The sequence below is a fragment of the Sedimentibacter sp. MB35-C1 genome, assembly GCF_030913635.1.
In the GTDB taxonomy this organism is placed as follows: Bacteria; Bacillota; Clostridia; order Tissierellales; family Sedimentibacteraceae; genus Sedimentibacter.
On sequence record NZ_CP133188.1, the window covers coordinates 1,081,236 to 1,094,511 of the forward strand.

14 protein-coding genes and 1 riboswitch are annotated in these 13,276 nt (G+C 35.5%); of the genes, 10 read left to right on the top strand and 4 right to left on the bottom strand.

Annotation, left to right across the window (positions count from 1 at the left end):
• Positions 1–24 precede the first annotated feature (24 nt).
• Both RBQ61_RS04950 and RBQ61_RS04955 read right to left on the bottom strand, forming a co-directional pair.
• Positions 25–417 (bottom strand): hypothetical protein, encoded by a 393-nt coding sequence (locus RBQ61_RS04950; RefSeq protein WP_308139404.1) that lies wholly within the window; start codon positions 415–417, stop codon positions 25–27.
• Between the two features lie 17 nt (positions 418–434).
• Positions 435–1,811: a GerMN domain-containing protein gene (locus tag RBQ61_RS04955; RefSeq protein ID WP_308139405.1), complete on the bottom strand. Its 1,377-nt coding sequence runs from the start codon at positions 1,809–1,811 to the stop codon at positions 435–437.
• A gap of 161 nt (positions 1,812–1,972) precedes the next feature.
• Between RBQ61_RS04955 and RBQ61_RS04960 the strand changes: the two genes are divergently transcribed.
• Both RBQ61_RS04960 and RBQ61_RS04965 read left to right on the top strand, forming a co-directional pair.
• Positions 1,973–2,278, top strand: coding sequence for a hypothetical protein (locus RBQ61_RS04960; protein ID WP_308139406.1), 306 nt, complete (start codon positions 1,973–1,975; stop codon positions 2,276–2,278).
• Between the two features lie 60 nt (positions 2,279–2,338).
• Positions 2,339–2,548, top strand: a complete 210-nt coding sequence (locus RBQ61_RS04965; protein WP_308139407.1) for a hypothetical protein — start codon at positions 2,339–2,341, stop codon at positions 2,546–2,548.
• A gap of 115 nt (positions 2,549–2,663) precedes the next feature.
• Here RBQ61_RS04965 and RBQ61_RS04970 read toward each other — a convergent pair whose 3' ends face one another.
• The gene (locus tag RBQ61_RS04970) at positions 2,664–4,643 is read right to left on the bottom strand and encodes a S9 family peptidase (protein WP_308139408.1); all 1,980 of its coding nucleotides are present in this window, start codon (positions 4,641–4,643) and stop codon (positions 2,664–2,666) included.
• 142 nt (positions 4,644–4,785) lie between these two features.
• On the opposite strand from RBQ61_RS04970, the gene RBQ61_RS04975 reads away from it, so the two are divergent.
• From RBQ61_RS04975 to RBQ61_RS04990, 4 genes are all read left to right on the top strand, one after another.
• A complete protein-coding gene (locus RBQ61_RS04975) occupies positions 4,786–5,820 on the top strand; it encodes a M42 family metallopeptidase (protein ID WP_308139409.1) in 1,035 nt (344 codons plus the stop codon).
• A gap of 17 nt (positions 5,821–5,837) precedes the next feature.
• Positions 5,838–6,776 (top strand): AEC family transporter, encoded by a 939-nt coding sequence (locus RBQ61_RS04980; RefSeq protein WP_308139410.1) that lies wholly within the window; start codon positions 5,838–5,840, stop codon positions 6,774–6,776.
• Between the two features lie 10 nt (positions 6,777–6,786).
• Positions 6,787–7,500: a TrmH family RNA methyltransferase gene (locus RBQ61_RS04985; RefSeq protein ID WP_308139411.1), complete on the top strand. Its 714-nt coding sequence runs from the start codon at positions 6,787–6,789 to the stop codon at positions 7,498–7,500.
• Positions 7,501–7,736: 236 nt separating this feature from the next.
• On the top strand, positions 7,737–8,000 hold the full coding sequence (locus tag RBQ61_RS04990) for a hypothetical protein (protein WP_308139412.1): 264 nt from the start codon (positions 7,737–7,739) through the stop codon (positions 7,998–8,000).
• A 37-nt stretch (positions 8,001–8,037) separates the two neighbouring features.
• On the opposite strand, the gene RBQ61_RS04995 is transcribed toward RBQ61_RS04990, so the two are convergent.
• Positions 8,038–8,526 carry a flavodoxin domain-containing protein gene (locus RBQ61_RS04995; RefSeq protein ID WP_308139413.1) on the bottom strand — a complete coding sequence of 163 codons (489 nt, stop codon included), beginning with the start codon at positions 8,524–8,526 and terminating at the stop codon, positions 8,038–8,040.
• A gap of 231 nt (positions 8,527–8,757) precedes the next feature.
• Positions 8,758–8,856, top strand: a riboswitch (glycine riboswitch).
• A 111-nt stretch (positions 8,857–8,967) separates the two neighbouring features.
• On the opposite strand from RBQ61_RS04995, the gene gcvT reads away from it, so the two are divergent.
• Genes gcvT through gcvPB form a run of 4 tightly spaced genes read left to right on the top strand, consistent with a single transcriptional unit; the run spans position 8,968 to position 13,275 of the window.
• Positions 8,968–10,062, top strand: coding sequence for a glycine cleavage system aminomethyltransferase GcvT (gene gcvT, locus RBQ61_RS05000; RefSeq protein ID WP_308139414.1), 1,095 nt, complete (start codon positions 8,968–8,970; stop codon positions 10,060–10,062).
• Positions 10,063–10,090: 28 nt separating this feature from the next.
• Positions 10,091–10,465: a glycine cleavage system protein GcvH gene (gcvH, locus tag RBQ61_RS05005; RefSeq protein WP_308139415.1), complete on the top strand. Its 375-nt coding sequence runs from the start codon at positions 10,091–10,093 to the stop codon at positions 10,463–10,465.
• Positions 10,466–10,475: 10 nt separating this feature from the next.
• Entirely contained in the window at positions 10,476–11,813 is a 1,338-nt protein-coding gene (gcvPA, locus tag RBQ61_RS05010) for an aminomethyl-transferring glycine dehydrogenase subunit GcvPA (RefSeq protein WP_308139416.1), read from the top strand.
• A 1-nt stretch (position 11,814) separates the two neighbouring features.
• On the top strand, positions 11,815–13,275 hold the full coding sequence (gene gcvPB / locus RBQ61_RS05015; protein WP_308139417.1) for an aminomethyl-transferring glycine dehydrogenase subunit GcvPB: 1,461 nt from the start codon (positions 11,815–11,817) through the stop codon (positions 13,273–13,275).
• The last annotated feature ends 1 nt before the right edge of the window (position 13,276 follow it).

Sequence of the window (13,276 nt, forward strand, 5' to 3'; positions counted from 1 at the left end):
CTGTTAATTTATCAGGTTCATTTTTTATGATTTTTGAATGAATTTTGTATGACATTTTTGGCATGTAACTGCTATTTTTCCTCTTCCCCTTGGAACTCTCAGTTCCTGTTTACAATTAGGGCACTTAAAGTATTTATATGATTTATTTGACTTTAAAATGCTGTACTTTGTACTTAGCCAATCTTTTGCGGGATTCCAATAGTGCAGGAATTTTGCGTTTTCTTTTCGTCTTGCAATAATGTTTTTTGACAGTGTTCTATAGATGCTCATTAAAAATGCTGCGTAGGATATTAATGTTAGAAGATCCAGTCTAAAAACATCACCTGTAAATGTTAGAACCATGCCTAATATAATAAGTGCTACAGTGAGCTGGTCTGTGCCATATCTTCCTGTCATAAAATTTCTAAAACCGTTCATTTATTTCTCCTTTACTTTTACTGATTTTCCTGAACAATTTCTGGGTTTATGAAATAAGGAGGATACATAGCCGCAGCTATATCTCTACCATCATCAAACTCTACGAAATTTTTCAGGGGTTCACCGTTAACTGTTATTTTTACGCTGTCAATTCCAGGTATTGTTGTAAAAGTATATACCATAGATTCAATCATCATTTGTCTTAAATCGGGTTTATCTTTGTAAGCATTTAAAAATTCAGATCCAAAGTCTAAAACTAATGTTGAATTCTCAGTTTTTGCTTCTTGCAATGTAATGCTTTCAGGAATCGGACTTATTCCGTATGGTACATCTGAATCTTTGTATGCATCAAATAATTTTTGCGCTTTAAGTTCAATGGAATCTTCTGCCGATATTCCGGTTTTACTCATATCAGTTTCATAATCATATAGGTAGTACCTGCCATCTATTTTGTATGCCATGTAAAGCAGGTAGTTCATTTCTGCATTGGGTAGTAAATTCAAACTTTCGCTTGAAAGTCCATTGAAATAAGTATCTGTTTTTAATCTGTCAACTGTAAAGGTTACACTGTATATTGGCCAATATCTATCAACATCAAAAATTGTTTTTACAAATGCGCTGTATGCAAGGGAAGCATCTTTGCTTCCATCGTTGTATCCTGCGTATGAACTAGGAATGTCAATTACAACGTTGCCGTTATTATATGTTGTGTTTGTAACATTTTTTATAACCGATTCCATACCGTTGTTTACGGGCCCGTTTTGAAGCTGTTCAATCGCCATTCTGGTGATTGATTTGTCCTCTACAACAAAACGGGTAACTGGAATTAATTCATCGGTATATTCGGCAACAAAATATAATGTTAGACCTTTAGTGTTAACGGGGGACTGGCTAGTTGCATGGTAGTACGCTCCGCTGGTATCATAGGTAACATTTATTGATAATGTTGATTTGTCAGAATCCGATATTAGATTTGAATTGAAAACAAATTTATAAATCCCGTCTTCGAGTCCAAGTTTTTTCTGATTGATATCTAATGTCGTCAGTATAGGGTTATCCTTATTGACTGATATTGACATGTTTACAGAAGGAGAAACAAGTTCGAGTCCGCTTATACCATTTTTAACGATTTTATCATTTTTGTAAATATCAAGGGTAAAAATATTATCAGAAACGCTTTTAATTATTTCGTCATTTAAAGAAACATGACTTATAGTAATTGATTCCGGATTCAGTAAATCCTTTTCATCTGATTCCAGGCTCAAAGTCCTTTCTTCCTGTGGAGTTTCTATTTCAATTGTTCCTCTATAATCTATCGGAGAAAGATTAAATAAATAAGTGGATGAAAACAGACCTATTAGGGCTAATACAATAATATTGCTTAATATTTTCATACAGTACCTCGTTTGTCGTTTTATAAAACCATTATATAATATATCATAAAAAAAATAAACATTTTAATAAAATTTAGTTATTAAAATGAAAAAAATATGTAATTAATGGCATATGTATAGTTGGTTTCATATAATAAATAAAAACGGCAGGAGTGATGAAGGTGGGCAGAAGAAATTATGATAGAGATATGTACAGCAAAATGTATGACATAATAGAGCTGATATATATTTTAAACAGATTATCAGAGAAGCCGTATGTGGAAGACAGCTCAAAGCAGTATCTTATAGGTATGCTGAACAATATGGAATCTGTAAAAAGTAATTTTGACAGATATAGATATAAGGATTACGATCCTGGCAACACTCAGATTCACAGTAGTGGATACAGTGGGTACAACTATAAAGGGCAGAGCAGTTTGGGTGATAAAATAATTTTGTTTTTAAAATCATTAAATAATGAACAATAAAGTAACACTTTAATTGTCTTATGAATAATATATATAAAAATTAATTTTAGGAGGTTCTATATGTTTAACAATATATTAGGAGACAATGGGAACAGCTTATTATTCTTCTTCCTGCTTTTGGTAGTTATCGGATGCATGTGCGGAGATGACGGATTGCTGGGCGGAATAGGCGGAATAGGCGATAATGACAGCTTATTATTCTTCTTCCTGTTATTGGTTGTATTGTTCTGCAACTGTGATAGAGTAGGCGGAGCAGGAGATTGCTGCTAATCATTTAACATAGTACATTTTTAAAAAGTCTTCCCGATTATTTTGGGAAGATTTTTGTTTATTGTTAAAAGCTCTCAATAAACAGAGAGCCTTTAACACTATAAATATATAAATTCTACCTCAAATATTTTTCAAACCAGTTTGTCATTTCCTCAAGTCTTTTAACTCTGTGTCGTGGCTTTCCACTTCTGCTCAGTTCATGATTTTCCTCTCTGAACATGCACAGCCGTGCATCAACTCCGTGATATTTTAAGGCGGTAAACATTTGAAGCCCTTCTGCCAGCCAGCAGCGATAATCCTTCTCCGAATGAATAAATAGTGTTGGTGTTACAGCTTGATTGGCATATTTAAGCGGCGAATGAAACCACATTTTTTCCGGGTTATCCCAAGGAGTTGATTGGTTCTGATCGGAATTGAAGTAATATCCTATGTCTGTAGTTCCAAATTTTGAAATCCAATTTGAGATACTTCTTTGTGATACGGCACATTTGAATCTGTCTGTGTGGCCTATAATCCAGTTTGTCATAAATCCGCCGTAAGAGCCTCCTGTTACTCCTATGTTAGATCTGTCTATCTGTGGATATTTTTTAAGCACCAAGTCGGTAAATTTCATTAAATCTTCGTAATCTATGGTTCCGTATTTTCCTCTTATGTCAGCAAATTCATCGCCTCTGCCTTCGCTGCCTCTCGGGTTGCAGAAAAATACAAAATATCCTTCGTTTGCCCAAACCTGCATTTCGTGATAGAAAATTTCGCCGAATACGGTTTTTGGACCGCCGTGTATGTCGAGAATTGCAGGATAGCTCTTGTTTTCATCATAGTTGACAGGTTTCAAGATATAACCTTCTATTTTTGTTCCGTCATTTATAAATTCCATTCTTTCAGGTTTTATTATGTTTTTAGTTTCTGATATCTTTTCATTAAATTTTGTTTTCTGAGTTGACCTGTTGCTTGCATATGTATATATTTCCTGAAGTCTATTTCCCCGGAGGCCTATAAAGACTATTCCCTCGCTACATATGTCAAAACAGTCTATTGACCCGTTATCGGATGTTATTTTTTCAATGGTTCCGTCTAGTGAGAGCTTTTTGATAAAGGAGCTTTTATTTTCGGTTGATACAAAGTACAGGCAGTTATCAAACACTCTGTAATCGGCACCGCCTCCGTAACGGCAGTCTGACCCAACCGAATTGTGCATTCCGAAGTCATGTTCGCATATGAGTTCCGCCTCGCCGTTTCTCAATTTATAGAAGTAAGGATTTTGGTTCAAGCCGTACTTATCCATTGCAGAGGCTGCGAATAAAATTTCGTTACCTACAAATTCCGCAAAATCTATATTAAATTCATCTTCCTCAATTAATAGCATTGCTTTTTCAGAGTATAGATCGTACAAATACAGTTCGTTTGTCAGCTCAAGCTTGTTGGTGTAATTTTGGGACGTATAAAGAACTTTTCCATCTTTAATACCTGTTACTGTAACATTTTCAAACTGTCCTGAAATCGGAACTATATCTTTAGTGCCTTTATCGAATAAGTACAGCCTGTTTCGTTTTTTGTTTATAAATCCCTCTCCGTTTGACCAAAACGGTATTTCATCCAAAATTTCATAATCTTTGTTTTCTTTTATTTTGTCAATTGCTTTATCCTTTTCATCTGACTTGTGTGAATGAAGATTTATGCCATAGTGGTCATATTCTGCTGTAATGAGGAACTTTTCATGGGCTATCTTTTTTATTTCATTGACTTTGAGGGGTATTCTCATGTATTCATAAGCTTCTCCTCCGTTAATGTCAATTGCGTAAAATACAGTCCAATGTTCTCCGTCTTCTGTTTTTTTCTTTAATTTTTCATCACGCATGGATTGAAAAATCAGTGTGGTGTTGTCAAGCCATATAAAAGACTTTTCCTTGTTCATATTGGTAAGTTTTTTGGATTCTCCGGTCAGGCAGTTGTAAGTCCAAATAGTTGAATCGTATTTATTATCGTCGTAATCAGAGGTGTGAACCACAAACGCTGCATGATTTTTATCCGGTGACAGCTCAATCCCCGATAAAAACTTATAATCCAAGAAATCTCTAAGCTTTATGTTTTCCATAATAAACCTCCCTTTAGCGTATATAATTCTAATGATATTATATATTTTAAACCATATGCGTGCAATTATCAATTAAAGTATTGTAAATGTGAAAGGATTAGTAGTATAATTCTATCATAATATTTTTTGGAGGGACAAGTACTTGGAAACTAACATTAAATACACTCTTGAATTGTTGGAGGCAATAATTAGCATACCTAGTCCTACCGGATTTTGTAAGGAGGTTATGCAATATATTGAAAAAAAAGCAGATGAAAGTGAATACAGCATTTCAAGAAATAAAAAAGGTAACAGAATAATTGAAATAGAAGGAATTGACAACAGCTATTGCATAGGAATTCCGGTTCATGTGGATACTTTGGGCGCAATGGTAAGATCAATAAATTCAGACGGTACATTAAAAATTACATCAATAGGCGGAAATATGTTTACAACCCTTGACGGTGAATATTGCAAAATTCATACAAGAACTGGGAAAATATATACTGGAACTATGATTTCGACGTCTCCTTCGGTACATGTATATACTGATGCAAGAAGCAAAGAAAGAACCGAAGAAAATATGATGATAAGGCTTGATGAAAAAGTAAAAAATAAAGAAGATGTACAGAAGCTGGAAATAGGCTCGGGTGATTTTATTTCCATAGATCCGAAGTTTATAATAACGCCTTCAGGTTTTATTAAATCAAGATATCTTGATGACAAGGCAGGAACGGCGTGTGCATTAAGCTTGATGGAAATGTTTAAAAGACTTGGAACAAAACCGAATACTAATGTCAAAATTATAGTTTCATCTTATGAAGAAGTCGGTCATGGATGCTCTAACATACCAGATGATGTAGATGAGCTTGTAGCAATTGATATGGGGTGTATAGGTCTTGATTTATCTTGTACAGAGCATGACGTATCAATTTGTGCCAAGGATAGTTCAGGTCCGTATGATTATGATATTACCAATAAATTAATGGGGATGGCTAAAAAGCATAAATTAAATTATGCAGTAGATATATACCCGATGTATGGCTCGGACGTATCCGCTTCTTTAAAGGGCGGAAATGATATAAGAGGAGCTCTTATCGGTCCGGGGGTTCACGCTTCGCACGGAATGGAAAGAACTCATATTGAAGGTATAGAAAATACTATTAAACTAATTTATGCATATTTGACAGAGCAATAAGATAGAAAGGACTTGATGTGGAAAATTTATTATTCTCAATCAATGTTGTATTGCCAATATTCTCTCTGATGATGATAGGATATTTTCTGAGACAGATAAAAATATTTGACAAAGATTTTCTTGTGAAGGCAAACAATTTTGCATTTAAAGCGCTTCTTCCGGTGCTTTTATTTAATAATATATATAAGAGTCATATTTCAGATTCGGTTAACATACGTTTGATTCTGTTTGCTATAAGTATAGTTTTGATTCTGGTAGGCATAATGTTTATAGTGGTTCCCAAATTTGAAAAGGAAAAAAGAAACCGCGGCGTAATAATACAGGCCATATATAGAAGCAACTTTGTGCTTTTCGGTGTTACGCTCAGCAAGAATATTTTTGGAGATGCTAACCTGGAAGTTGTTACAAGCCTTACTGCAGTAATAATACCGTTGTTTAATTTTCTGGCCGTAGTAATATTGGACTGGTATTCAGAAGTAAAGAGTAATTTATTAGATACTGCCGTAAATATAGTTAAGAATCCGTTAATAATAGGTTCTGTTCTTGGCATCGTATTTTCTATTTTTGGCATAAGGCTTCCGGGTTTTGTGGAAAATGTGGTGTCTGATGTAGCAGGAATGGCTACGCCGCTTGCTTTGATGGTGCTTGGCGGTGAGATTGAAATCAAAAATTTATCAAAAAATATAAGGCATATATATTTTGCCGCATTTGGCAGACTTATACTATTTCCGGCAATTATACTTATTGCCGCAGTATTGCTTGGCTTTAGGGATGTTGAACTTGGAGCGCTACTAAGCATGTCTGCTCCGTCATGTGCTGTTTCAAGCTATACAATGGCGCAGCAATATGATTGTAACTATGAATTGGCCGGACAGCTTGTATTTGTTACTACTATGATATGTCCTTTGACTATATTCATGTTTATATATTTATTGAAGACTTTTGCTCTAATTTAAGGAGAATTAAATGGATATAAAAGCGTATAAAAAGGGCTTTGAGCATTCATATACATTTGGTATGTTTCCAACCGTTGAACTGATAAAATTCCGGCCTGAAGCAGTTGTAAAGGTGCTGGTTAGCTCTAATTATAAATCGGAATCGGATGCCGATATTTTTGAAATTTGCAGAAGGTACGGCGTGAAGACAGAAGTTGCCGATAAAGCGATAAGACGAATAAGTGACAAGGAAAATAATTTTGTTGTTGGTGTGTTTTCCAAATACCAATGCCGGTTGAATGCAGAAGCTTCGCATCTAGTTCTGGTTAATCCGGGAAATATGGGAAATATGGGAACAATTATACGAACGCTGACAGGTTTTGGGTTGAGCAACCTGGCAGTTATAAGTCCCGGCGTCGATATATTTGATCCAAAAGTGGTCAGAGCTTCGATGGGTTCTCTGTTCAGAATAAATTTTAAATATTTTGATAGTTTTGATGAATATAAAGATGCGTATAATAATAGAAGAATTTATACATTTATGTTGGACGGAGCAAAGACACTAAAGGATGTTAGGCATGATGAAAACGAGCTGTTTTCTCTTGTTTTTGGAAATGAATCCACAGGACTGGATTCAAGCTTTTCTTCTGCAGGTACAAGTGTGTTTATAAAGCATACCGACAGGATAGACTCCCTAAACTTAACCATAGCTGCCGGAATTGCAATGTATCATTTTTGCAGTTAGATTTATTGTAAAAAAATACTTTGAATTCAATAAAAAGGATAAATAATTCATCGCCAAATGTTAATAATATATTTGAGGCAGCAAATTGTAATAACTGTCTTTAATATGTTGATTGAAGGTGATCGATCATTACGAACAATAATAGCAAAAATTCAAATAACGATTCATTGTTATTGAATTGGGAAGAACAGTCAAAATTAGACAGCCAACAAAACTTAAGGGAGCAGATGAAGCGAATGAATAATAATTTCCAAAATAAGAATGAAACCAACAGATTTGAAAACAAGAATAACAATAATTTCGAAAACAAAAATAATAACAAAAACAATAACAACAGATTTGAAAACAAAAACAACAACAGGTTAAACAATCGTGAGAACAATAGATTTGATAACCGCGAAAATAACAATCAAAACAATAATCAAAATAATAATAATCAAAACAATAACAACAGAAACAATAACAACAGAAACAATAACAACAATAATGACTTTAGATAACACTAAAAATAAGAATGGCAACTTAAAAATGCCATTCTTATTTTTTTGATTGTAATATATCACTTGCCATTGTCTGTATACTTTCGTAATCTATTTCTGTAAATTTTCGGCTTTCTAATTTGAAATTTTTTTGAACGGTTTTAATAATTAATCGATCAAACAATTTATGGGGCTTAACTTTTAATTTTCCTCCGAAGCATTGGATTGATATGGATTTGTTCAATAGTTTCTTTGGGAAATTATGAAGTAGGTATTGATTAGCTTTTTCTGGGAAACCGCAACACAAATATATGGCAGTGTTTTTTTTCATAAGTACTTCTAAGTTATGTCTGATAAAATTTACTACTGAAGAATGTATGTTGTTAAATCTTATACAACTTCCTATTATAATGGTATCATAGCCAGATATGTCCGGGCTTTCTTTAGTTAAATTTACTACATGAGAACCAGGAAGTTTTTCAGACAGTAACTTCGCGCATTCTGAAGTAGTGCTGTTATTGCCTGCATATGTTATTAAAATATTCATTTTCCACTCCATATATTGATATATATAAAATAATAATAGTTTAGCAGATAAAAGTCAAGAAGTATATATTGATATAAAGTTATCATAAATATGCGGACAATAGCTCTCTTAAAAGTAGTTTTTTTCACGATACAAAAACTGTTGACTCTTTGGAATTAAAGTTTTATAATATGGTTAAAAGTAACAAATAAAGGTTTATCAGTAAGAATAAAAATACGCAAGTATAATTGTATGAAAAGCTTTGGAGAGACCCCGAAGGGGGAGCCGAAGAAGCAAGTCGCACGTGTCGAGTGCGATGAAACTTTCAGGCAAAAGGATGAAGCTTGGACAATTCTCTGAATAACAAAGATTAAGACAGAGGTAATGACATTGGTTATTATCGCTGTCTTTTATTTTAGGCATTATTATATGTCAAATGAATAATTGAAAAGGAGTGATTTAGTGAAAACGACACCATTATATGAAAAGCATTTAGAATTAAAGGGTAAAATAATTGACTTTGGCGGTTGGAATCTTCCTGTGGAATATTCGGGGATAATTTTGGAGCATGAGGCAGTTAGAAGTAAGGCGGGATTGTTTGATGTGTCTCATATGGGAGAGATAACAGTCAAAGGTGAAGATGCGGAAAAATATCTGCAAATGATTGTTACTAATGATATTTCTGTTCTTGCGGATAATCAGATAGCATATACAACAATGTGCTATGAAGATGGTGGAGTAGTAGATGATTTGCTGGTGTACAAATACAGCAGTACTGATTATTTGCTTGTTGTTAACGCTTCGAACACTGAAAAGGATTATGAGTGGTTGAATAATAATGCGTTAGGGAATATAAAAATTAAAAACGTATCGCTTGATTATGCTCAGCTTGCTCTTCAAGGGCCTGAAGCACAAGCGATTTTACAGAAGCTTGTAAATGAAAATTTAGACGAAATAGAATTTTATCATTTTAAAAGCGACGTGAATGTTGGTGGAATAAGTGCTTTGTTATCACGAACAGGATATACCGGAGAAGATGGGTTTGAACTTTACTTCGCTTCTTCCGAAGGGCCTAAGATGTGGGATATGCTTCTTGAGGCAGGAAAGGAAAACGGAATAGTTCCGGTGGGACTGGGAGCAAGAGATACATTGAGATTTGAAGCGGCTCTTCCTTTATACGGTCACGAAATAGATAAAGATGTAACGCCTCTGGAGGCTGGCCTGGGTTTTTGCGTAAAATTATCAAAGAATAATTTTATAGGAAGGAATACCTTATCAGAGCAAAAGGCATCAGGATTAAAAAGGAAACTTGTGGGATTTGAAATGCTTGGAAGGGGAATTCCAAGGAATCGATACGAAGTGCACTCAGACGGTAAAAAAATAGGCTATGTAACTACAGGGAGCTATTCGCCTACTTTGAAGAAAAATATAGGTCTTGCATTAGTAGATGCAGAATATGCAAAGGAAAAAACACCTATTGAGATTGTCATAAGAAATAAAAATGTAAAAGCTGAAGTTATTAAAAAGCCATTTTATACAAAAAAATATAAAAAATAATGAAAATATAAAAATAATGGAGGGCATTATGAAATTATTAAAGGAATTAAAATATGTAGAATCACATGAATGGGTGAAAGTAGAAGGAAGCAAGGCTTATATAGGTATAACAGATTATGCTCAGGATCATTTGGGTGAAGTGGTGTACGCTGAACTTCCTGAAGTGGGTGCAACTGTTGAAAAGGGAGACCAATTTGTAGTTCTTGAATCAGTAAAGGCTGCATCAGATGTTTATGCTCCGCTTTCAGGCACTATAGTTGAAGTCAATGAAGAGCTTGCAGACAGCCCAGAAAAGATAAATGAATCACCGTACGATGCATGGTTTGCTGTTATAGAAATGTCCAATCCAGATGAAACACAATCTCTGCTTACGTCAGAAGACTACGAAAAAATATGCGAGTAAGGAGGAACGAATGACAAGATATATAGGAAATACTAATAATGACCAAGAGCAGATGCTTAAAGAAATGGGATATGATAGTATCGAGTCTCTATTCAAGTCAGTTCCTCAGTCGGTAATGCTAAAAACAAATTTGGATATTCCAGAGGCGGTATCTGAAATGGAGCTTGTAGAGAAGATGAAGTTATTAGCAAATAAAAACTGTAATCTTGATGACTATACATGCTTTTTAGGTGCAGGTGCCTACGACCATTATATTCCGGCGGTTATAGATCACTTAATTTCACGCCAGGAGTTTTATACAGCGTATACTCCATATCAGCCAGAAATAAGTCAGGGGACACTGCAGGCCATTTTTGAATATCAGACGTTGATAAGCGAATTGACAGGCCTTCCTGTTGCAAATGCTTCGTTGTATGATGGTGCTACTGCATTGACAGAGGCAGCAATCATGGCATGCGAAGCTACGAAGAGATCCGAGGTTATAATTGCATCAAATGCTCATCCTGAAAGTATAAAAGTGCTTAAGACATACGCGCAGTTTAGAGATATTACGGTAACTGCTGTCGGATATAAAGACGGACAAATTGATTTGGATGATTTAAAAAATAAAATTAATGAAAACACGGCCGCTGTAATTATTCAGAGCCCTAACTTCTTTGGAATTATTGAAAATATAAAAGATATAGCAGATATAGCTCATGAAAATAAGAGCCTGCTAATAGCCAGTGCTGATCCAATATCGTTGGCATTGCTGAAAAGCCCTGGGGAATTGGGAGCTGACATAGCTGTAGGCGATGGACAGTCACTGGGAAATCCACTAAGCTTCGGCGGACCTTACCTAGGATTCATAGCAGTTACAAAAAAACTTATGAGAAAATTGCCTGGCAGAATTGTAGGAGAGACTGTTGATAAGGATGGGAACAGAGGCTTCGTTCTTACACTACAGACGAGAGAACAGCACATAAGAAGGGAAAAAGCGACTTCTAACATTTGCTCAAATCAATCATTAAATGCTTTGACTGCCGCTATTTACCTAACGCTTATGGGAAAAGAAGGATTAAAGGAAGTTGCCAACCTTTGCGTACAGAAAGCGCATTATACATATAATGAATTAATTGGAACGGGAAAATTCAGTTCCGTATTTTCTAAGCCATTCTTTAAGGAATTTACGGTAAAGAGCGAGAAAGATGTAGCAAGCCTTAACAAAGACCTACTGAAATACAACATTATCGGAGGCTATGAACTGGCAAAAGATTATCCAGAACTAAAAGACGGCTGGCTTTTGGCTGTAACAGAAAAACGTACAAAAAGTGAAATAGATAATTTTATTAGAAAGGCGGCAGAATAATATGCTAAAACATCAACCCTTGATATTTGAATTAAGCAGAGAAGGGCGAAAAGCATATTCTCTGCCTGAATGTGATGTTCCTTCTTTAGAAATGGAAGAACTTATTGGTAATGAATATTTAAGAGAAAAATCTCCTGAACTGCCTGAGGTAAGTGAACTTGATGCGGTACGTCATTTCACACAACTTTCGCAGAGAAACCACGGTGTAGATACAGGGTTCTACCCTCTGGGAAGCTGTACAATGAAGTATAACCCAAAGGTAGACGAAGTAGTAGCAAGATTTGACGGATTTTCAAAAATTCATCCATATCAGCCGGAAGAAATTTCACAAGGAGCTATGCAGGTGATATACGAGCTTGATGGCATGCTTTCAGAAATTTCGGGAATGGACAAATGTACTCTTCAGCCTGCGGCAGGAGCTCACGGAGAGCTGACGGGCCTTATGATAATAAAGGCATATCACAGAAGTAGAGGCGACGAAAAAAGAAATATAATAATTATTCCTGATTCAGCCCATGGAACAAATCCTGCTTCAGCAGTAGTTGCAGGGTTTGAGACAGTTGAAGTTAAGTCAAATGATAAGGGTTTAGTTGATTTAGAATCCCTAAAAACTGTTATGAGTGATAAAGTGGCAGGGCTTATGCTGACAAATCCTAATACGCTTGGTTTGTTTGATGAAAATATATTGAAGATATCTGAGATAGTGCATGAAGCAGGCGGGCTTATGTACTATGACGGAGCGAATGCAAATGCAATTCTTGGCGTTACCAGACCTGGAGATATGGGATTTGATGTAGTTCATTTCAACATTCACAAAACATTCAGTACACCTCATGGCGGAGGAGGACCTGGATCTGGACCGGTAGGGGTTAAGGAGCATCTTAGCGCTTTCCTGCCTGTTCCAGTTGTTGCTAAGAAAGAAAATGAGTACGTCTTCGATTATGACAGACCGCTGTCTATAGGAAAGGTAAGATCATTCTATGGAAATTTTGGAGTTTATGTGAAAGCCTATGCTTATATCAGGGGACAAGGTCCGGAAGGATTAAGGGCTGTAGCTGAAAATGCAGTGCTCAATGCAAACTATATTGCATCAAAACTCAAAGGAAGATACTACCTGCCTGTTGACAGAGAATGTATGCATGAATGTGTGTTGTCAGGCGATTTACAGAAAGAACGCGGTGTAACCACTCTGGATATAGCTAAGAGGCTTCTGGATTTCGGATACCATCCTCCTACAGTTTATTTTCCGTTAATTGTTTCTGAGGCAATGATGATAGAGCCAACAGAATGTGAAACAAAGGAAACATTGGATCAGTTCATAGGGGCTATGATACAGATTGCTGATGAAGTAGAAAATGATCCGGACGTAGTAAAAAATGCTCCGCATACAACAGTAGTTTCCAGGCTTAATGAAGCTCAAGCCGCAAGGAAGCCTGTACTTCGCTATAATAAGCAGGTGTAGA

Coding starts and splice junctions, on each gene's coding strand:
- RBQ61_RS04950 (WP_308139404.1), bottom strand. CDS start 417: ATGAACGGTTTTAGAAATTTTATGACAGGAAGATATGGCACAGACCAG.
- RBQ61_RS04955 (WP_308139405.1), bottom strand. CDS start 1,811: ATGAAAATATTAAGCAATATTATTGTATTAGCCCTAATAGGTCTGTTT.
- RBQ61_RS04965 (WP_308139407.1), top strand. CDS start 2,339: ATGTTTAACAATATATTAGGAGACAATGGGAACAGCTTATTATTCTTC.
- RBQ61_RS04970 (WP_308139408.1), bottom strand. CDS start 4,643: ATGGAAAACATAAAGCTTAGAGATTTCTTGGATTATAAGTTTTTATCG.
- RBQ61_RS04985 (WP_308139411.1), top strand. CDS start 6,787: ATGGATATAAAAGCGTATAAAAAGGGCTTTGAGCATTCATATACATTT.
- RBQ61_RS04990 (WP_308139412.1), top strand. CDS start 7,737: ATGAATAATAATTTCCAAAATAAGAATGAAACCAACAGATTTGAAAAC.
- RBQ61_RS04995 (WP_308139413.1), bottom strand. CDS start 8,526: ATGAATATTTTAATAACATATGCAGGCAATAACAGCACTACTTCAGAA.
- gcvH (WP_308139415.1), top strand. CDS start 10,091: ATGAAATTATTAAAGGAATTAAAATATGTAGAATCACATGAATGGGTG.
- gcvPA (WP_308139416.1), top strand. CDS start 10,476: ATGACAAGATATATAGGAAATACTAATAATGACCAAGAGCAGATGCTT.
- gcvPB (WP_308139417.1), top strand. CDS start 11,815: ATGCTAAAACATCAACCCTTGATATTTGAATTAAGCAGAGAAGGGCGA.